We start from the raw sequence: 18,337 nt of genomic DNA, 5'->3' as shown, positions 1-18,337 counted from the left end.
AGGGTCCCTAAAGGGGCTTTTTTTTTGTCTGGAAGAGGCGGGATGAGAGCGGCCCAAAGGATGCTCGAATCAATACCGCCTTCCTCTCCCGCATAATCTTCAGCGTCAAGGCGATTCGACTTACGCGCCCTGCCGGCATTCATAACTGGAACCCCCGGCCACTTTTATTGCATGGTTAGTGTCAATAAGTTAGCTTTTTCAGAACGTAATGTGGGGTCACTATGTCAAAGAACCAGCTTGCAGAAGTTGTAGACGGGCGTCGCCTTCGCAGCGAACGGAGTCGACTAGCCATCGTTGAAGCGGCTTTGGCTTTGCAGGAGGAGGGCGTGCTGGTGCCTACTGCCCAGCAAATATCCGATCGTGCGGGAGTGGGTATTCGTTCCTTTTTCCGCCATTTTGAGGACATGGAGTCTCTTTTTGAAGTCGCCGACAATCACATAAGAGATTCCTACGAGGCGCATTTTCTGGGCGGAGATCGCAGCGGCACGCTTGCACAGCGGGTTGATAGGGCTGTTGAACGTTATGCCGATGGTTATGAGGGTGTTAGCAATATCATGTTGGGAACTCAAGCACAGCTTTGGCGCTACGAGGTGTTGCGCAAGAACTACGCCCGTAACCAGCGTGGCTTGCGCAAGGACCTAAATGACAGGTTGCCGGAGCTTAAGTCTCTACCCCGCGAGACTCGTGAAGCCATAGACGCCATAGCCTCCTTTGAAATGTGGCACAGGCTGCGGCGCCACCAGAAACTGAGTAAGAAAAGCAGTAGCAATGTCGTAAAGAGCTTGCTGAAGAATTTGATTGAAGGCACCGACGCGGACAGCTGATATGGCGGAACAGTTTACGGATCAGGGGGGAGTCGCCAGTATCGATCCTAGTCCGCTGCGCCGGTGGCTGACGTCTAAGTTGATGACCCGTATGTTCGCTGCTGAGCGCATGGATAAGCGGCGTGCGTCGGTTGAAAAAGAGCGCCTCAAGGAGGGCGCTCCTCATCGCGTTGAGTATTTTCATCAGGTCGACGATGGCTATAGCCACCTAGCCGCCCAGGTTCTGCAACCCCTTGTCGAGCGGTATGACATTGAGCTGGAGTGTCATCTGGTTGAGGGTCCTAGCGGTAAAAATGCTCCTGAGACAGACTTGCTGTTGCAGCTGTCTCGTTACGATTCCTTTCATGTCGCGCCGGAATACGGCCTTGAATTTCCGAAGAATCCCGCGGCGCCTGATCCTGCGCTGGTGCAGCTAGCGTCGTCGATAGTGGCCGCACAGGGATCCGATGCTTTCACCGCCTGTGCCGCCGAGGTCGGCAAAGCACTTTGGACCTCCGATGAGGCTAAACTGCAGTTACTGGCGGCCACTTATGGCCAGGCGTCCGCGGGTCAGTGCTTCGCTCGAATAGTGGCGGGGACCCAGCGTCGTACACAGCTTAAACATTACTCGGGCGCGATGTTTTACTACGGTGGTGAGTGGTACTGGGGAGTTGATCGACTCTACCATCTGGAGAAGCGTCTTTCGGCACTGGGTGCCGATCGCCAAGCGGGACAGCCGATGATAGTGCCGCGGCCGGACGTGGCGTTCGATGGAGCCATAGACAATGGCACATTGACTCTTGAGGTCTTTCCCTCTTTGCGCAGCCCCTACACATCCATTGTCTTCGATCGGGCCAAAAAACTTGCTCGGGAATCAGGCGTAAAACTGTCGGTACGGCCCGTGCTGCCCATGGTAATGCGCGGCGTACCCGCCACCCGCGAGAAAGGCCTCTATATTTTTATGGACGCCGCTCGGGAAGCACGGGAGGCGGGCGTCCCCTACGGGAACTTCAGTGATCCCATCGGCGAGCCCGCACGGCGTTGTTACTCTTTATATCCGTGGGCGGTCGATCAGGGCAGGGGAGTTGAGTTGCTGTCCAGCTTTCTCCGAAATACATTTGCCTGCGGAATTAAAACCAACAACGATCGTGGTTTGCGCAAGGTCGTCGAGGACGCGGGTCTCGATTGGAGCGAGGCACAGGTACATCTCGGGCAGCCAGGCTGGGAAGACCTTCTGGAGCAGAATCGCCTGGTGATGTACGACGCTGGATTGTGGGGTGTTCCCAGTTTCAGGCTTCTTGATGAACGTGGCGAACAGTTACTGGCGCTCTGGGGGCAGGACAGACTTTGGGTGTTCGCCCGCGAGATTCAGCGACAACTTAAAGTGCGCTAGGCGAGGCGCAGCGGCGCTTGCAAGTAAAAATATAATTGGCATAACATGTGTCTATATAATCTTCTGCAGCATGCAGGATAAAATTGGTTTGGCAAATACCTTGCGGGGTGATGTCTACAGTTCTAACTCGCATGACCGGAGAAGAGAATGATGAAGAAAGTACTCCTGCCCCTGATGGTATTGCTTGTGGTTGCAGCTGGGGTTGGCTACTCAATGAAGACGCAGCTGCTCCTGGTTCTGGTCAAGTACAGGTCTGCCAATGAGTACAACGTTGGGCCCGCGCGTGAAATCAAATGGGCACAAGCCCCCGCTGATGCTGCCGAGGGTGGGCAACGGCCGCCGAATATTATTCTCATTGTCGCCGACGATCTCGGGTACAACGATATTTCGACCTTTGGCGGCGGCGTGGCAGATGGGCGTGTGCAGACACCGCACATCGATCAGTTGGCGGCTGAGGGCGCGGTGTTTGCGCAGTCCTATTCCGGGGCGGGCACCTGCGCGCCGTCTCGGGCGATGATGATGACCGGGCGCTACCCGACGCGCACGGGGTTTGAGTTCACGCCAACGCCCTCGGGTATGGGTGGAATGGTTTCCAGTATCGCGGCGGGATTGGACAATGGTTTACCGTCCGGTATCTACGACGCTGAGTTGGACAAATCCAAGCCTCCCTATGAGACTCAGGGCCTGCCTTCTGAAGAAGTTACCGTCGCCGAGATACTGCGAGATAAGGGCTACCAAACTGCCCACATTGGCAAATGGCATCTTGGTCGGAAAAACGGTATGGCACCTAACGAACAGGGCTTCGATGAAAGCTTGCTCATGGCCAGTGGTCTGTACCTCCCCGAGGACGACCCGAGAGTGGTTAATGCCAAGTTGGATTTCGACCCTATCGACCAGTTTCTTTGGGCGCGCATGGTCTACGCGAACAGCTTTAACACCGGCAATGAAGATCGCTTTGAGCCTAGCGGTTATCTCACGGATTACTGGACCGATGAGTCCATTAAGGTGATTAAGGCCAACAAGAACCGGCCGTTCTTTCTTTATCTTGCTCACTGGGGAGTGCACACGCCCCTGCAGGCCACCCGGGAAGACTACGAGGCGGTCGGCGATATCAAGCCCCACCGCCTGCGCGTTTACGCCGCGATGATTCGCGCTCTGGATCGCAGCGTTGGGCGAATCAATGCGGCATTGGAGGAGGAGGGCTTGGCTGATAACACCGTCGTGCTGTTCACCAGCGACAATGGCGGCCCTGGCTATCTTGGATTACCAGATGTGAATCATCCATTCCGAGGCTGGAAGATCAGCCAGTTCGAGGGCGGAATACGCGTGCCGCTGTTTGTTAAGTGGCCGGCTCGTATTCCTGCAGGCACCGTGTCGCAAACTCCGGTAGCGCATATCGATATGATGCCGACTCTGGTGGCCGCGGCCGGTGCTTCAAAGCCCGAGAGTATCGAGATCGACGGAGAGAATTTGTTGCCGCTGGTCATCCCTGAGGGCGAGCAAGGCTGGGAGCGTGAAACCTTGTTCTGGCAGAGCGGGCACTACCGTGTGGTGCGTCATGGCGACTGGAAACTGCAGGTCACCGCGCGCCCCGATAAGCGCTGGCTGTTTAATCTGGCTGAGGACCCGACCGAGCAGAGCAATCTTGCCGGCGATAACCCGGAGAAGCTCGCCGAACTAATGGCCTTACTCGACGAACATCAACGCAACTCCAGAGGATCGCTATACCCACCCGTCACAGAAATGCCTATCGCTATCGACAAAACCCTGGCCGAGCATTTTCTGCAGGGCGATGAGTTTATTTACTGGCCTAACTGAGTACCGGAAACAGAGGCGATTCACGATTATCCACCTTTCTCGGTGATTCCCGCCCCGTTCTTTCTAGAGTCCGCTGCGAGTCTGGATGATTTCGTGTGAGTTGGCGGGCAGGGAGAACGATACGCCATCCTCGCCGATGGTGTAGTTAGAGAAGATTTCTTCGGCGCCATTAAGGTATAGCAGTTTCTGCCCGGGGATAACCAGCGGCGGTACGATGTGATAATAGAGTAGGTGGCCGACACCAGCGTCACGAGCGGTTTCGGCGGCTTCTATCGGACTGGCGTGATAATCGAGAATATCGTGGGTGATCTTCGCCATGATTTTGTTGTCCAGCTTCACCGCCGCATCGTGCATTAGGTTGACCAGGTTGGGGGCCAGAGCCTCGTGTACGAGCAGGTCAATGCCTTGGGAGAATCTTTGGATGTTGGCCTGCTTAGTCGTGTCTCCGGTAATTAGCAGTGAGCGACCCTTGTAGCTGAAGCGATAACCCACTGCTGGCTCCACCGGTGCATGGTCTACCGCAAGCATTTCCACTTTGAGGCCATCGCCTTCGTAGACCAGAACCAGTTCGCCCATGGGCGGCTTTTCAAAGGGTATAGCCTCCATACCGGCTCCACTCATGGGCGCTACCGTGTCCCCGTGGTGAGCATGGCGGTAAGTGAAGTCCTGGGCGTAGGCTGCGTTAAAGCCGTCGACAACACGCTCCACGCCTCTCGGCCCATAGACGGGCAGAGGCGAGCTGTTGTCGCCACCAGCCCAGCGGATAGTACTGAGCTCGCCCAGGCCATCAATGTGGTCAGAGTGGAAGTGAGTCAGGAAAACGCCCTTTACATCGCCAACTGGGTAGCCCATACGGCCCAAGTTGCGGGTGCCATCGGTGCCCGCATCCACCACAAACAGTTGCTTGCCGGCAACGACCGCCACACAGGGGCCCGAGGCATTGGGGGCTGGCAGAGGGCCGCCCGCCCCGCAGAGTGCTAGGTGCAGGCCATCTTCGAGCTCCGCGACCAGGTTTGCGCCTATCCGGCTTTCTATACCTTTTGCCATCAAGCGCTCAAGGATGCTGGCGCGCTGGATGAAGGCGAGCGCCGCAACCATCAGCACAATACCGGCGACTATGAGTAGCTTTTTCATTCTATTCTCCGTAGCTTGCCTTGAAGGTGTCGCTGTTTAACTAGCTCTACGGGATATTCTAAAGTTGTCTATCAGAGCCGTCACGGCCACTAGGATGAGTCCCAGCAATAGCCTAGGGTCACCAAGATAGAGCTGAATTTCGGTAGGGTAAGCGATCGTCTTGTCTAGCGCCGCTGTTTTAAAGTGATGCTTACCACTGAATGCGGGATTGGCGACGATTTCTAGTAGGGCGCGTCGGCTGCGATAGCGAAACAGTGCTGCCTGGTCCCAGTTTTCAGCGCCCTCGATACCCACCAAGTCCATGGCGGGGTAGACAGCGGAACCCATAAACACCGGATGGCTGGCGCGAGTTAGTAGCGCGGGCATCATGTACTCCATATAGCGTCCCATGAGGTCGGAGCCGCTTTCACCCGGCTCAGCGCCCTCGACGTCGGGTGGGTTGTCGTTCATATCGATGTTGTTCACCATGAGAATCTGTCGGCCGCTGTCCTGCCGGGCAAACCTCTCGATAAAGGCGATGACTTCGGGATCGCTGCCGTTGGCTTTCATAGTCGCGACGAATTGATCGATTTCTGTATCGCTTAAGGGACCACTGAAGTCGGTGTACCAGTAAAAAAAGACTGCGTAGAGTAGGGCTGGCACAAGCCAAATTTTGCCGCGAGTATGCATAAGCGCTCAGTTATAGAATGTGGTGATTACGGTTTGCACTACCTTCGTCCGCTTTAAGGCTCACATAACGTCATTAGTTGTGTCAATATAATTAACAGGCGAGCAGTGGCAGTCAAATTTCCGCTTGGAGTGCATATATTGTCATGTCGCAGATCGCTGACATAGCTCAGGACCAGTCGCGTGTGCTCAGAACGCGCCGACAACCGTGAGTTTGTGCTCGGTATCGGTTTTTAGTGCCTCCTGTTGGCGAGTCTGACCCTCTTTCTGAGAGGAGCGCCACGTCTGTAACCCCCAGATCGCGATCGCGCGTATATACTCGTGGTAAGAGTAGAGGTACGGCAGTTTGTCGCCGGGTCTTTGCTGACAAGCGGAGGGGAGAATAATATGAAAAAACTTTCTATGGTCGATAAGGGCTTTCTCCTCGGGGAGAGCCGAGAAATGCCTATGCACGTGTCGGGGGTCAGCCTTTTCACGCTCCCTGACGGCGCTGAGGTGCAAGAGTTTCTCGAGGGTATAGCCGACAATCTGAAAGATGCCGACGCTCTGCTGCCACCCTTTGGCGACAGAATAAAGACCGGGCGCCTGGGCGTGGCCGGCAACGTTTACTGGGAACCGGACCCCTCCCTGGATCTGGACTATCACATTCGCCACTCTGCGCTTCCCAGGCCCGGCCGTTACCGCGAGCTTTTCAATTTGGTAGGTCGCCTGCACGGCACACTGCTGGAACGTAGTCGGCCCCTGTGGGAGATGCACCTCATAGAGGGTTTGGAAAACCGCCAGTTCGCAATTTTCAGCAAGACCCACCATGCGGCTGTTGATGGAGCCAGATCTATCCACGTGACCCGCAGCATGTTGTCCTCCGACCCAGATACGGTGCGTAGCGAATCGCCACTCTCACTGGCTTCGTGGGAGAGCTATAGAAAAGCTATCAAGGAGGGTCGGCAGGCCGAGTATACGGACGCCGAGGTGCGCACCGTGGCCGACATACTCAAGTCCACCTACGGCAGCGGTGCCAATGCTTTCAACGCACTGAAAAACGTCGCTGGCGCCTGGACCGGTCGCAAGAGCGACCTGGCTATGCCCCACCTCAAAGTGCCGCGCAGCTCCCTCAACGGCAAGATTGACGCAGGACGTCGCTTTGTCGCCCAGACTTGGCCTTTTGCGCGTATAAGGGCTGTGGGGAAGGCCTTTGATGCCACCTTTAATGACACGGTGTTGGCCATGTGCGCAGGCGCACTGCGACAGTACATGCTGAATCACAGTGAGTTGCCAAAGGATTCCCTGAAAACCCTGGTCCCGGTGTCCCTGCGTCAGGCGGGTGATGTGGACTCGGGTAATGCTGTGGCCGGTATCACCGCGGATCTGTCAACAAACATCGCCGATCCCATAAAGCGTTTCTCCGCGATCAAGGCGTCCGTCGAAGCGGGCAAGGCCAACTATGCAGGAATGTCACCCAAGGAAGTCGAGCTCCTGACTATGGCCATGTCAGCGCCGACGATGCTGCTGTTACCGCTGGGCATGATCTCGCATCTACCGCCCTACAATCTCACCATCTCCAACGTACCGGGGATGCGCGAGACCATGTATTGGAACGGCGCGCGTATGGACGGATCGTACCCGCTTTCTATTATCACCGACGGTATGGCCCTAAACATCACGCTTGTGAGTTACGCCGATCAGGTGGATTTCGGGATCATCGCCTGTCGCCGCAGCGTTCCCCAGGTGCAGCGTCTGATCGACTACATGGAAGATGCGCTGCAGGAGCTGGAAGACGCGGTGGGTCTCAAAGCCAAGCCCACACGCAGACGCGCGGCGGTGAAAACTAAAGCAAAGGCGAAAACCAAAACCAAAACAAAGACCAAAGCGAACCCAAAGGCAAAAAACAGCGCTGCGGCGAAGCCCAAGCCCAAGCCCAAGCCAAAGGCCAAGGCCAAGGCCAAGCCAAAGGCCAAAGCAAAGTCGACGGCAAAAAGCAGTACCACTGCCAAATCTAAAGTAAAACCAAAGAGCAAATCGAAGGGTTGAGAGCAGACTGGTCTGCTAAGCAGCAAGCCCGTGCTAGGCTTACTTTTATAACTCTAAGGACTCCATCATGAAGAAATTAATCGCTTTGTTCGCCGTTCTTTGCCTTGGCAGCGTAAGTCATGCTCAAGAGCCCGCAGCGTCCGCATTCAGTATGGGCAACGGCGAAAAAAACTGGATTCAAACGGACGGAGCCACACGCGTCGGCAACGTCTTAAGTTACCCAGAAGTACAAATCGACGGTAATGGTTGGTTGGTGATCCACCCTTTCGAATCGGGCGCGCCAAACGGTGATAAGTATGTCGCAGCTACTTATCTTGAATCGGGCATGAACAAGGATGTTGAGATCGAGGTGCATAAGGGCGTAGAAAGCGGTGAAATGTTCATCGTCATGCTCCATCGCGATCTCAACGAAAATGGCGTGCTGGACTTCGTGTTTATAGATGACACCAACGTGATGGATCGGGCCGTGTTCGAGGGGACTCGAATGATTGGTCATGCGGTTCCTGCGCCCTAAATTTGAGTGAAGTCTTTTAGATATTGATTCTGTCTATCAGTCTCTAATTGAGCTGACCTTCAAACATCGCTAATGTGACTCCCAAGTGCCGCCTTGCTGTGCGCTATCTAATTTGGAGATAAACACCATGCTTAAAGTCCTTCGCGGGATTGTGAGAAGTACTGCCGTACTCTGTTTGCTAATACCCTCTTTCCTGAGTCATGCCGCCGTTGAGCCTTCGCTTTTCGACGGTCTGGAGTTTCGTCTTGTGGGGCCTTGGCGCGGAGGACGCGTAACGGCTGTGACTGGCATCGCGGAAGATCCACACACCTATTACATGGGGGCTGCCGGTGGTGGCGTATGGAAGACGCACAACGCAGGCAATACTTGGGAGAACATCTCGGACGGACAGATTCCCGTAGGCACCATCGGCGCGATTGCCGTGGCGCCCTCGGATAAGAACGTTATCTATGTCGGGTCGGGCGAGGCGCCCATTCGTGGTGTAACCACCAGTCAGGGCGAGGGCCTTTGGAAGTCTACGGATGCGGGCAAGACCTTTTCTTTTATGGGGCTTCCAGAAGCAGGTCAGATCGCGAAGATAGAAATTCATCCTACGGACCCAGATACGGCTTGGGTGGCTGTTCAGGGGCAGATCTGGTCGCCCAATGAGGAGCGCGGCGTGTACCGTACCCGCGACGGAGGAAGCACCTGGGAGCATGTTCTTAAAGTCAATACCGACACGGGCGCTACAGATATCTCTTTGGATCCCAGCAACCCCCGTATTCTTTATGCCGCTATGTGGCACCACGGTCGGAAGCCCTGGTTCATAAAGTCGGGCGGTGAGGGGGGCGGCATCTACAAGTCTAGCGATGGTGGAGACAACTGGGAGAAGCTCGAGGGGGGGCTTCCTGGCTTAGTGGGCAAAATCGGTATCGATGTATCGGCGAGCCAGCCCTCGAGGATTTACGCCATTATCGAGGCTGAATATGGCGAGGGCGGTCTGTGGCGCAGTGATGACTTTGGCGAGACCTGGGACCATATAAACTCTCACCGAGTCCTTCATAGTCGAGCGTGGTATTACACCCACATCACAGCCGATCCCAATGATCCGGATACCGTATGGGTGCTCAACGTTCCGCTCATGAAATCTATCGATGGGGGTAAATCTTTCACTAAGATTAAAACGCCCCATGGCGATCATCAGGATCATTGGATCAATCCCAGTGACAGTCGTTACATGATTAACGGCAATGACGGCGGAGCGACGGTAACCCTGGACGGTGCCGAAACCTGGTCGTCTTTGCACAACCAACCAACGGCGCAGTTCTATCGTTTAAGCACCGATCGTCAAACACCCTGGCGCTTGTACGGCGGACAGCAGGACAACTCAACGGTATCGATTGCTGCTTGGGCCTGGGATGGCTCGATTGGTCGCGATGACTATCATGCGGTGGGAGGAGGTGAGAGTGCGCACATCGCTTTTGATCCGGATGATCCGTCGCTGATCTATGCCACAACCATCAATGGCACGCTGACGGAATTCAACGAGGCTACGCAGAAAAAGCGCTCTATCGTTCCTTATCCGGAAAGGGTGTACGGCGAAGATGCCAAGAACCTCAAATACCGCAGTAACTGGAATCCGCCGGTTATTACCTCACCTCATGATCATTCGACGATCTACTACGGTACCCAGTACCTCTTGAAGAGCAGCGATCGAGGGATGACCTGGGAAGAAGTCAGTCCGGATCTCACCCGTAACACCGAGGAGCACTTGGGTCGCAATGGCGGACCACTGACGCCGGAAAACGTGGGCGCCGAGTATTACCACACCATTTACTACATCGTTGAGTCCGAGAATTCCGAGGGAACAATCTGGGTGGGTGCAGATGACGGCTTGCTGCATCTAACTCGCGATGGCGGTGAGAATTGGGACGATGTATCTCCGCCCCATCGTGGCGAAGCTATGGTTAACGCCATAGAGCTCTCGCCGCACAGCGAGGGTCGAGCGTACGCGGCATTGACTGGGTACAAGCTCAACGATTTTTCACCGTACATTTACCGCACTGACAATCATGGTAAGCGCTGGAAGCGTATTGATGAGGGGCTCCCGGAGGGAGCCTATGTGCGCGTCGTAAGAGAGGATCCACTGATTGCTGATCTTCTTTATGCGGGCACCGAGAAAGGCTTGTTCGTGTCCAATGATGGTGGTGACGAGTGGCAGCGCGTTGATCTCAACCTGCCCGCCGTGCCCATCACGGACATTCGCGTTCGCGATGATGCCCTTGCTCTGGCAACCCAGGGCCGTGCGTTCTGGGTCTTGGATGACCTTTTTGTACTTCGAGAGGCACTTTCTGAAGCGACCGTAGAGTCGCTTTACAGTTATACACCGCCGGCCCTCGCGCTGGGCAGGCCGTCTAATCGCGGTGGGGGAACAAGGGGAGAGAACCCGTCTCCGCACTTGCCGATCTACTACCATCTAAATGAAGCGCTGGCAGAGGATGAAACGCTGTCTATTGATATCCTCGACGGGACAGGCAATGTGCTGCGCCACTACAGCAGCGAAGAGTCCGATCACGATCGTTGCAGAATCGCGGGCATGGATCCTAGAAGTCCGTTCACGATCGACTATCCATCTACGGCTGAAGGCTTACAGTTATGGCACTGGGACCTCCACGCCGAGAACGTGCCCTGCATAGAGGGTCATTTTCTGTTCGATGGTTATGCGGGGCCTGCGGTCGCCCCTGGCGCATACACGGTGCGCGTAACTGCCGGCGACAGTGTTTCAACGGTACCCGTTCAGTTGCTGGCCGATCCCCGCGTCGAAGCAAGTGAAGCGCAGATCGCCGCATGGGTTGATACGCAGTACAGCATTGCGGGTGTTTTGACCGAGGTGATGCTGGCCCTTGACGGAGCCCGCCAAGCACGTAGCCAGATCCAAACCTTGCAAAGCAAGTACGACGATGAATCTCTGCAGTCGCTAGCTATCGCTACGATCGAAGTCATCGATACCTGGGAGTCTGAGATCACAGAGCTACGGCATCAAACCCTCGAAGATGAGGATGCCTGGGTAATGAAGATAGATGGCCAACTACGACACCTCTTGGGTGTTGTTGAAAGAGGCGGCGCACCAGTGACGTCTGGCGCCAGGGAACGATTCGATGATCTTGCTGCCTTGTGGGCTAAGCAAAAGGCAGAGCTTGAGGCAATCACGGAACAGCAGGTAGAGGCTGTGAATCGTTGGGCTCTTGAGAACTCAGTGATGCATGTGAGTAATCCATTGTAGGCGTTCGTAGAGCGTGGAATCTGCGGGCGACTTGGTGCTATTCCCGACGCCCAATCGGGCCTCAGCGCTAATTCTTTAAAGGAACCAAAAATGGAAGTACCTCCTTCCCTTGAGACAACGCTCCGCCATCTTTGCAGTGTGCAACTAACGCTGCGCCCCCCCTCAATGATTGGCGAGGGCCCGAGTGGTCAACGTGTTATCGCTGAGATTGAGGCTATGAGCTTGAAAGGAGATCGCTTACAGGCCGAGCTCGAGGGTTCCGCCGCCGCTGATTGGTTAACCATTGCGAACAAGGTCGCAAAGATCGACGTTCGGGCCACACTGCGGACTCACGACGGTGCGCTAATATACCTTCGGTATAAAGGTCGTTCGGACGTGAAGAATGGATTAGGCTCGTCTCCGATTGTTGTAGCTCCGACCTTCGAAACGTCAGATGAGCGCTACCTCTGGTTGAACGCTGTGCAAGCTGTAGGGAAAGGCGATTTGGCGCTCCGTCGCTATGAGTGGTTCGAGGTCCAGTAGAGCGCGGTTCTACAAGCGTTTTCGCGTCGTCCGCGCCGAGCTCGTTCTGCGTGGCGGCAAGTCGCGCGGAGGAAGAGGATTTGCCGCAAGTCCCTAGTTGCTGCAATCTCTTAGGGGATAGTTTTATCCAGTTCTCTGGATTTAAGTTGAGCATCAGCGAGTTGGGTGGAAGAGAGCTGCGACAGTACTTCCTGGCGGGCTTGAAGCGCCCTCGATTCTCCTCGCGCAGACGCCAGGTTTAGCCAAACGTAGGCGTCAACCAAACTCACTTCCATGCCCCATCCGGAGCGTGACATTTTGCCCAAGCCATACATTGCCTCGGCATAGCCTTGGCTTGCTGCCTTCTTGTACCAATCGGAAGCCTGCACAAAATCTTGTACGACGCCTCTGCCTTCAAAGAACAGGTCTCCCATCTCGCTTTGAGCACTAGAATGTCCGTTATTCGCTGCGTCTCGCAGCATTACGATCGCGTCTGTTTGCGCTGCTGAATCCCCGCTGATTTTGTACTCGCGAAACAAGGCCATGGCCAAGCGATACTGAGCATCGGAGTCGCCTTCGCTGGCACTCGTCTTCAAGCTTTCAAGATTCATGTTGATCGCGTTGCTTGCGGACGCGCTCAAAGCATCTTCGCTCGCTTCGGCTTCCAATTTGGCGGCGCGAAGGCTTTGGTCACTTGTGGGCTCGCTAACAGACCGCAGTAAAGTCCCGACAAAAATCACTACAAATACCGCAGACAGGCCGTGTAATGCGACGGAAACGGGATCGTAGGCAACAAAGCGTGTGCCGCAGTTATTACATGTGAATCGTGCCTTCAGTCGATGCATAGACTGATTTTTTGCGAGCTGCTTGCGCGACTTGCGAGCACTTTCACTGGAGCATTTGGGGCACGTGGGCATAGTGAGGATGTGGTTACCGGATAAGTTGCTGGAAAAAATTACTGAATGAGTTCTTGGGTAGTGGGTTGGGTGTTAAGCGTCAGTGGCGATGCGCTGAGTATTCGCTGAACTCGCAGTGTAGTCATATTAAGGCTGTGTCGTCGAGAACCCTAAGGGCGTTGCCGAGTTTCTATACTTCCCAGTACACCGTAATCCATGTATCCCATACGAGTGAGAGGTTCCATGGCTAGCGTATCCACTAAACCATCTTTGATGTAGTCGTCGTCAATGTGCACCGCAACCACGCGTCCAAGGACAAGGCTCCAGATGATGTCATTTTCATCGTTAGGCAGCTCGACGGTTTTGACATACTCGCATTCCAAGTGAGCGCGCGCTTCGAGTACACGAGGGGCTTTGATAATCCTGGATTTCGCTTCATGAAGCCCTGCTAGTTCAAACTCATTCACGTCTGATGCAACTGTTTTTGACGTGGTGTTTATGCTGTCGATGAGGTCTACGGACGCAAAGTTGCAGACAAACTCGCCGGTTACCTCGATGTTTCGCTGAGAGTCTTTTAGTGTGCCGCTGGAAAAGCCTACGATTGACGGATTTACCGACAGCAAATTGAAAAAGCTGTAGGGAGCGAGATTGGGTCTGCCCTTTGTGTCTAGAGAGCTGATCCACCCGATGGGTCGCGGTGCGACCAGGGCTTTCAATGGATCGTGAGGTAGACCGTGATTGTTGGTAGCGGTTTCGTAATACATCGAGTGTTCCAAGCTTAGCTGCAATTGGTCATCGTAATCTTCAGGACATACTCGCAAGATCGTCTGCCATAACGGAGAGGGTGTTAGCACGCACTCGCAACTTATTCGCTGCATACTGCGCTTGAGGTAATTGCGAGAGCCTTTGGGCTATCTCCATAGTCCTGTCATTGAGTTGCTCTGCGTCAACAACTTCATCAAGAAAGCCAGCCGTAACGGCCTGCTCAGGGTTGTACATCTCAGACTGCAGTGCGGCGCGGATCAAGTGCTCTTTGACGATGCGAGATTCTGTGAGCGCCATGAGAATAGGTGGTAAATCCATCCCAATGGCGGTTTCCGGGAGAGTGACCTTGAAGTCTCCCCGCGTGCCGACCCTTGAGTCGCAGGCCATAACTATAAAAGCGCCCATGGCCACGCAGTGTCCAGTGCAAGCAGCGACGATCGGCAATGGAAATCCGGCCAAACGTATCAACAGCTCAAAGCCCCGTTTTACCATTGCCTGGCCTTGTTCTATGCCTTTTTTAAATTCACCTAGATCAAAGCCCCCGGAGAATATTCCATCACGTCCGCAGATGATTATCGCTCCAGCGTTCTCGCTCTGCGCGCGATCCAGTCCGGCGTTCATATCGTCTAATAACTGATGACCCACTACGTTCGCCTTGCCATCATCAAATGTGAGAACGGCAATATTGTTTTCCAGTGAATAGTCCATACAACGCTCTAAATTCCATCGGTGGGACGGCATACTGCCAGTGGCGAGCTAGATCAGCAACTTGCTCCGCGACGCTCTAGCTATGACTTTTTTGGAAGATTTGGGTGCTCAGTTTTTTGAGCTGAATCCCAACCTTTAGACGTCATAGGGTTTATCATAGGGCGAGTAGATAAAGGCTTTAGTTATGCTCATCAACACCCGAAGTCGCGCAGAGCGAGCGCTTAGTCAAGCAGCCACTTATGAAGAGTGGATGTCGGCGGCACAGGACTACGACCGCAGTAAGGGTCTTGACCGCTGGCGTCAGAAAGATTCCACACGGCAGTACGATAATGTGTCTATCCGCATCCGTCTGGATGCTTTGCAAAGCCTAAAGGCTCGCCACGATATCCGCGGTTTGCTCTACACCCTCAATGAAGGCATCCATGGAAATATGGGTGGCATGGGCCGTGCGGGACTCTACGGCCATGCGCTCTCCGGCACCAAGGCGCTCATCGAAAACTATATCGAAGAGATCGTCGATACGCTGGAAATGCTTCACGAAGATACTAGCGGTGAGATAAGTGAGGAGGAGAAGCTGGATTTCTTTCGTCGCGCCAGCCACTGTTTTGGACGCTCTGCTTTTATGATGAGCGGGTCGGGCTCTTTGTTGTTCTTTCACGTTGGGGTAATCCGCGCCTTAGGTGAGGCTGAGCTGCTTCCTACGGTGCTTTCCGGGTCCAGTGGGGGCTCGATCGTCGGCAGTATCGTATCCACGCACACTGACAAGGAATTATTAGAGTTACTGCAGCCTGAGTACTTCATGCAGTACCTCCCGAAGGCAGGCGATAAGCCGCACGCTTCTCGTCTTGCTGAATTGGAGTCCTCCGTACAGCAGTTTATCCCAGACATTACGTTTCAGCAGGCTTTTGAGAAGACCGGCAGGGCGATGAATGTTTCTATTGCCCCTGCAGAAACCCATCAGACGTCGCGCTTATTGAACTCGATAACCTCTCCGAGTGTTCTCATCCGCAGCGCTGTGATGGCCTCCGCGTCTGTTCCCGGCATTTTTCCGCCGGTGACCTTGGAGGCACTGGACAGCCATGGAGAACGAAAGCATTACCTCGCTTCTCGTAAGTGGGTGGATGGCTCCGTAAGTGATGATCTGCCCGCCAAACGCCTGGCGCGGCTCTACGGCGTGAATCACTTCGTGGTGAGTCAAACTAATCCTCACGTGTTGCCTTTTGTCACCGACGGGCATCGCAAGCAAAGTGCCCGCGGAATCATTACTGAGGCGGGTCGCCGCTCGGCACGGGAGTGGTTCAACGCGGTCACGCTTTTAGCGGAGCGCCTCGACCGCAAAGGTGGCGTAATTTCCCAGCGTGCCAGCCTCATGCGGTCCATCATCAATCAAGACTATGTGGGCGACATCAATATTTTGCCCGACTATAAATTCCAGAACCCGCTGAAGCTGCTAAGCTTTCCGGGCGAGAAGAAGCTCCGCCAATTGATTGCTTCCGGCGAACGCTGTACCTGGCCAAAATTGGAAATGATTCGATTGCAAACAAGGATCAGTCGTAAGCTGGATACTATCCTTGCGCACACGCCCGCGACCATAAAACACTAGTGTCGCGGGATTTTTAGGGGTCAAATAGCTACACCCCATTTTTATTGAATAGCCCAATAACGACTTATAAAAAGGAAAGACAGCATGGCAGTTGGTGTAATTGCGACATTGAAAATTCAGGAAGGAAAGAACGCAGACTTCGAAGAAGCGTTTCTAGGTCTTGCAGCGAAGGTTAAAGCGAACGAGGCTGGATGTAACTTTTACGAACTGCATGTCAGTAAGAGCGACCCGCAGGAGTATAAAGTCCTAGAGCAATACGCCAGTGAGGCAGATCTCGCGGCTCATGGACAGACTGATTACTTCAAAGAAGCCAATATGGCGATGGCATCTCTTGTGGCCGCGGCCCCTCACGTCGAGGTTCTCGACAGCGTCGAGTAAAACGGCGTCCTTTGAGAAGCACCTTCCCCTATCGCATAGCCTCGCCAATAGCGCGGGGCATTTTGCTCGCCGCATTGAGTATGGGATGCGCTCCGGCGTATTCCGAAAACCCACGCTTTGGGATAGGTGAAGCTGCGACTCCCGAGTTGATTCAGGCCTGGAATATTGATGTACGGCCCGATGGCTTGGGCTTGCCCGTCGGGCATGGCACTGCAGCAGAGGGTGCTGCGCTATACGAAGCGCATTGTGAAAGCTGTCATGGAGTTGACGGTGTTGGCGGGGCATACGGTTCATTGGTGGGTCGTCTCGCCGACGATAACTTTTCCTTCGGTGTGGATCCGGCACTGAAAAAGACAATCGGTAACTATTGGCCCTACGCTACGACAATCTTTGATTACCTTCGCAGAGCAATGCCTTTTGACGCTCCCGGTTCTCTGAAGACCAACGAAGTTTATAGCCTTGTTGCCTACCTGTTGGCCGAGAATAGAGTAATCAGTGAAGACATGGTTATGAATCAAAGCACTCTCCCCAAAGTGCGTATGCCTGCTGCTGGCAGGTTTGTGCCGGACGATCGAAAGGGTGGTCATGAAGTACGCTGATATGTCGAAGCGACGACCCTAGCCGTGGCCGGGCCCAACAAGTTTTTCTCAGGAAAGTCCTCCCGTCGTCAGTTTTTAGCGAGGGCGGGCGCTGTTGGTGGTGCCATGAGCGGTGCAGCTGTTGGCGGCGCTTTTGCTGATGCTCGATTGTTGGGTACTGACCCTACTGCTATTCAAGGACTTGCTCCCCAGCCAAGAGGAGAGCGCTCGCCCTTTGAAGCGCCGCAGAGAGTTCCCGCACTTAACATTGTTTCTCTCACTCCCCTAGAACAATTGCACGGCACGATCACCCCCTCGGATCTGCACTTTGAACGGCATCACGCGGGAATTCCGCAGATCGACCCTGAGCGTCATAGACTGCTGCTTCACGGGATGGTTGAGCGTCCCATAGTGTTTACGGTAGAAGATCTGAAGCGCTTTCCCGCGGTCACCCGAACTTGCTTTATCGAGTGTTCGGGGAATCTTAATGTCAAGGCTAATGAGAATTCGACGCCGCAGATGCTTTGCGGTCTGACCAGTCAAAGCGAATGGACTGGGGTGTCTTTACGAACGTTACTGCGGGAAGTGGGTGTCAAGCCGGGCGCGACCTGGTGCTTGGCTGAGGGCTCGGACGCTGCAGTCATGGCCAGAAGTATCCCCATGGAAAAATTGTTGGATGATGCAATGGTTGCCTACGCGCAAAACGGCGAAGCTTTGCGGCCAGCGCAGGGCTACCCCCTACGCCTTTTGCTGCCGGGATGGGAGGGCAATACTAACGTGAAGTGGTTGCGCAGACTTGAACTGTCCGACGCGCCCTTCATGACGCGAGAAGAAACTTCTAAGTACACCGATCCTCTCAAAGGCGGAGTGGCGAGGCAGTTTAGTGTGGTGATGGATGCACGTTCCGTGATCACTACTCCTACTTATCCAAAGCAGCTCGAACCTGGTTGGTCAGAGATACGCGGTATCGCGTGGAGCGGGCGAGGCAAGATCGTTGCGGTTGAGGTAAGCACCGATGGCGGCAAAACCTGGGATAGGGCTTCTTTACAGGGGCCGATTTTGCCCAAAGCTCACACACGGTTTGGCTTGCCGTGGAAGTGGGATGGTAAGCCGACAGAACTCGCCAGCCGCGCCATTGATGACACGGGCTACGTGCAGCCGACAAAGGAACAACTCATTCACGCACGTGGACCGGGTAACCAGTTGTATCACCTCAACCCGGTTATGCATTGGATTGTTGAGTCCGATGGCCGTGTTCTTTATAAAGCTGAGCCTTGGGCTTAGGAGAGC

General features: G+C 54.6%; 16 protein-coding genes. 11 read left to right on the top strand and 5 right to left on the bottom strand.

The window, feature by feature from the left end:
- Positions 1-221 precede the first annotated feature (221 nt).
- The 3 genes from R0137_RS13990 to R0137_RS13980 all read left to right on the top strand — a co-directional run bounded on the left by R0137_RS13990 (position 222) and on the right by R0137_RS13980 (position 4,014).
- Entirely contained in the window at positions 222-824 is a 603-nt protein-coding gene (locus R0137_RS13990) for a TetR/AcrR family transcriptional regulator (RefSeq protein ID WP_407327023.1), read from the top strand.
- A gap of 1 nt (position 825) precedes the next feature.
- A complete protein-coding gene (locus R0137_RS13985; protein WP_407327022.1) occupies positions 826-2,196 on the top strand; it encodes a DsbA family protein in 1,371 nt (456 codons plus the stop codon).
- 147 nt (positions 2,197-2,343) lie between these two features.
- Positions 2,344-4,014, top strand: coding sequence for a sulfatase (locus R0137_RS13980; protein ID WP_407327021.1), 1,671 nt, complete (start codon positions 2,344-2,346; stop codon positions 4,012-4,014).
- 63 nt (positions 4,015-4,077) lie between these two features.
- On the opposite strand, the gene R0137_RS13975 is transcribed toward R0137_RS13980, so the two are convergent.
- On the bottom strand, positions 4,078-5,148 hold the full coding sequence (locus tag R0137_RS13975; RefSeq protein WP_407327020.1) for an MBL fold metallo-hydrolase: 1,071 nt from the start codon (positions 5,146-5,148) through the stop codon (positions 4,078-4,080).
- A 36-nt stretch (positions 5,149-5,184) separates the two neighbouring features.
- On the bottom strand, positions 5,185-5,790 hold the full coding sequence (locus tag R0137_RS13970; protein ID WP_407327019.1) for a hypothetical protein: 606 nt from the start codon (positions 5,788-5,790) through the stop codon (positions 5,185-5,187).
- Between the two features lie 411 nt (positions 5,791-6,201).
- Between R0137_RS13970 and R0137_RS13965 the strand changes: the two genes are divergently transcribed.
- From R0137_RS13965 to R0137_RS13950, 4 genes are all read left to right on the top strand, one after another.
- Complete coding sequence (locus R0137_RS13965; protein ID WP_407327018.1) at positions 6,202-7,842, top strand: WS/DGAT/MGAT family O-acyltransferase; 1,641 nt, start codon at positions 6,202-6,204, stop codon at positions 7,840-7,842.
- Between the two features lie 67 nt (positions 7,843-7,909).
- Positions 7,910-8,356: a hypothetical protein gene (locus R0137_RS13960; protein ID WP_407327017.1), complete on the top strand. Its 447-nt coding sequence runs from the start codon at positions 7,910-7,912 to the stop codon at positions 8,354-8,356.
- A 127-nt stretch (positions 8,357-8,483) separates the two neighbouring features.
- Entirely contained in the window at positions 8,484-11,618 is a 3,135-nt protein-coding gene (locus tag R0137_RS13955; protein ID WP_407327016.1) for a VPS10 domain-containing protein, read from the top strand.
- Positions 11,619-11,708: 90 nt separating this feature from the next.
- Positions 11,709-12,140 (top strand): DUF3237 domain-containing protein, encoded by a 432-nt coding sequence (locus R0137_RS13950; protein ID WP_407327015.1) that lies wholly within the window; start codon positions 11,709-11,711, stop codon positions 12,138-12,140.
- Between the two features lie 110 nt (positions 12,141-12,250).
- On the opposite strand, the gene R0137_RS13945 is transcribed toward R0137_RS13950, so the two are convergent.
- The 3 genes from R0137_RS13945 to R0137_RS13935 form a co-directional block, all read right to left on the bottom strand.
- Positions 12,251-12,964, bottom strand: a complete 714-nt coding sequence (locus tag R0137_RS13945) for a tetratricopeptide repeat protein (protein WP_407327014.1) — start codon at positions 12,962-12,964, stop codon at positions 12,251-12,253.
- 221 nt (positions 12,965-13,185) lie between these two features.
- On the bottom strand, positions 13,186-13,779 hold the full coding sequence (locus R0137_RS13940) for a flavin reductase family protein (RefSeq protein WP_407327013.1): 594 nt from the start codon (positions 13,777-13,779) through the stop codon (positions 13,186-13,188).
- A gap of 40 nt (positions 13,780-13,819) precedes the next feature.
- Positions 13,820-14,488 carry a crotonase/enoyl-CoA hydratase family protein gene (locus R0137_RS13935; RefSeq protein WP_407327012.1) on the bottom strand — a complete coding sequence of 223 codons (669 nt, stop codon included), beginning with the start codon at positions 14,486-14,488 and terminating at the stop codon, positions 13,820-13,822.
- A 184-nt stretch (positions 14,489-14,672) separates the two neighbouring features.
- On the opposite strand from R0137_RS13935, the gene R0137_RS13930 reads away from it, so the two are divergent.
- The 4 genes from R0137_RS13930 to soxC all read left to right on the top strand — a co-directional run bounded on the left by R0137_RS13930 (position 14,673) and on the right by soxC (position 18,331).
- On the top strand, positions 14,673-16,091 hold the full coding sequence (locus R0137_RS13930; RefSeq protein ID WP_407327011.1) for a DUF3336 domain-containing protein: 1,419 nt from the start codon (positions 14,673-14,675) through the stop codon (positions 16,089-16,091).
- A gap of 84 nt (positions 16,092-16,175) precedes the next feature.
- Positions 16,176-16,469, top strand: a complete 294-nt coding sequence (locus tag R0137_RS13925; RefSeq protein WP_407327010.1) for a putative quinol monooxygenase — start codon at positions 16,176-16,178, stop codon at positions 16,467-16,469.
- Positions 16,470-16,480: 11 nt separating this feature from the next.
- Positions 16,481-17,068 carry a c-type cytochrome gene (locus R0137_RS13920; RefSeq protein ID WP_407327009.1) on the top strand — a complete coding sequence of 196 codons (588 nt, stop codon included), beginning with the start codon at positions 16,481-16,483 and terminating at the stop codon, positions 17,066-17,068.
- A 105-nt stretch (positions 17,069-17,173) separates the two neighbouring features.
- The gene (gene soxC / locus R0137_RS13915; protein ID WP_407327008.1) at positions 17,174-18,331 is read left to right on the top strand and encodes a sulfite dehydrogenase; all 1,158 of its coding nucleotides are present in this window, start codon (positions 17,174-17,176) and stop codon (positions 18,329-18,331) included.
- Positions 18,332-18,337 lie beyond the last annotated feature (6 nt).

The organism is Congregibacter brevis (genome assembly GCF_045689245.1).
Classification (GTDB): domain Bacteria; phylum Pseudomonadota; class Gammaproteobacteria; order Pseudomonadales; family Halieaceae; genus Congregibacter; species Congregibacter brevis.
The sequence above is the reverse complement of the archived record's forward strand: the minus strand, read 5'-3'. Positions and strand labels throughout refer to the sequence as shown.

What these genes read in the sequence shown, in the direction of transcription:
- R0137_RS13990 (WP_407327023.1), top strand. Translation starts at nt 222, where the DNA reads ATGTCAAAGAACCAGCTTGCAGAAGTTGTAGACGGGCGTCGCCTTCGC.
- R0137_RS13985 (WP_407327022.1), top strand. Translation starts at nt 826, where the DNA reads ATGGCGGAACAGTTTACGGATCAGGGGGGAGTCGCCAGTATCGATCCT.
- R0137_RS13980 (WP_407327021.1), top strand. Translation starts at nt 2,344, where the DNA reads ATGATGAAGAAAGTACTCCTGCCCCTGATGGTATTGCTTGTGGTTGCA.
- R0137_RS13975 (WP_407327020.1), bottom strand. Translation starts at nt 5,148, where the DNA reads ATGAAAAAGCTACTCATAGTCGCCGGTATTGTGCTGATGGTTGCGGCG.
- R0137_RS13965 (WP_407327018.1), top strand. Translation starts at nt 6,202, where the DNA reads ATGAAAAAACTTTCTATGGTCGATAAGGGCTTTCTCCTCGGGGAGAGC.
- R0137_RS13960 (WP_407327017.1), top strand. Translation starts at nt 7,910, where the DNA reads ATGAAGAAATTAATCGCTTTGTTCGCCGTTCTTTGCCTTGGCAGCGTA.
- R0137_RS13955 (WP_407327016.1), top strand. Translation starts at nt 8,484, where the DNA reads ATGCTTAAAGTCCTTCGCGGGATTGTGAGAAGTACTGCCGTACTCTGT.
- R0137_RS13950 (WP_407327015.1), top strand. Translation starts at nt 11,709, where the DNA reads ATGGAAGTACCTCCTTCCCTTGAGACAACGCTCCGCCATCTTTGCAGT.
- R0137_RS13945 (WP_407327014.1), bottom strand. Translation starts at nt 12,964, where the DNA reads ATGCATCGACTGAAGGCACGATTCACATGTAATAACTGCGGCACACGC.
- R0137_RS13940 (WP_407327013.1), bottom strand. Translation starts at nt 13,779, where the DNA reads ATGTATTACGAAACCGCTACCAACAATCACGGTCTACCTCACGATCCA.
- R0137_RS13935 (WP_407327012.1), bottom strand. Translation starts at nt 14,488, where the DNA reads ATGGACTATTCACTGGAAAACAATATTGCCGTTCTCACATTTGATGAT.
- R0137_RS13930 (WP_407327011.1), top strand. Translation starts at nt 14,673, where the DNA reads ATGCTCATCAACACCCGAAGTCGCGCAGAGCGAGCGCTTAGTCAAGCA.
- R0137_RS13925 (WP_407327010.1), top strand. Translation starts at nt 16,176, where the DNA reads ATGGCAGTTGGTGTAATTGCGACATTGAAAATTCAGGAAGGAAAGAAC.
- soxC (WP_407327008.1), top strand. Translation starts at nt 17,174, where the DNA reads ATGAGCGGTGCAGCTGTTGGCGGCGCTTTTGCTGATGCTCGATTGTTG.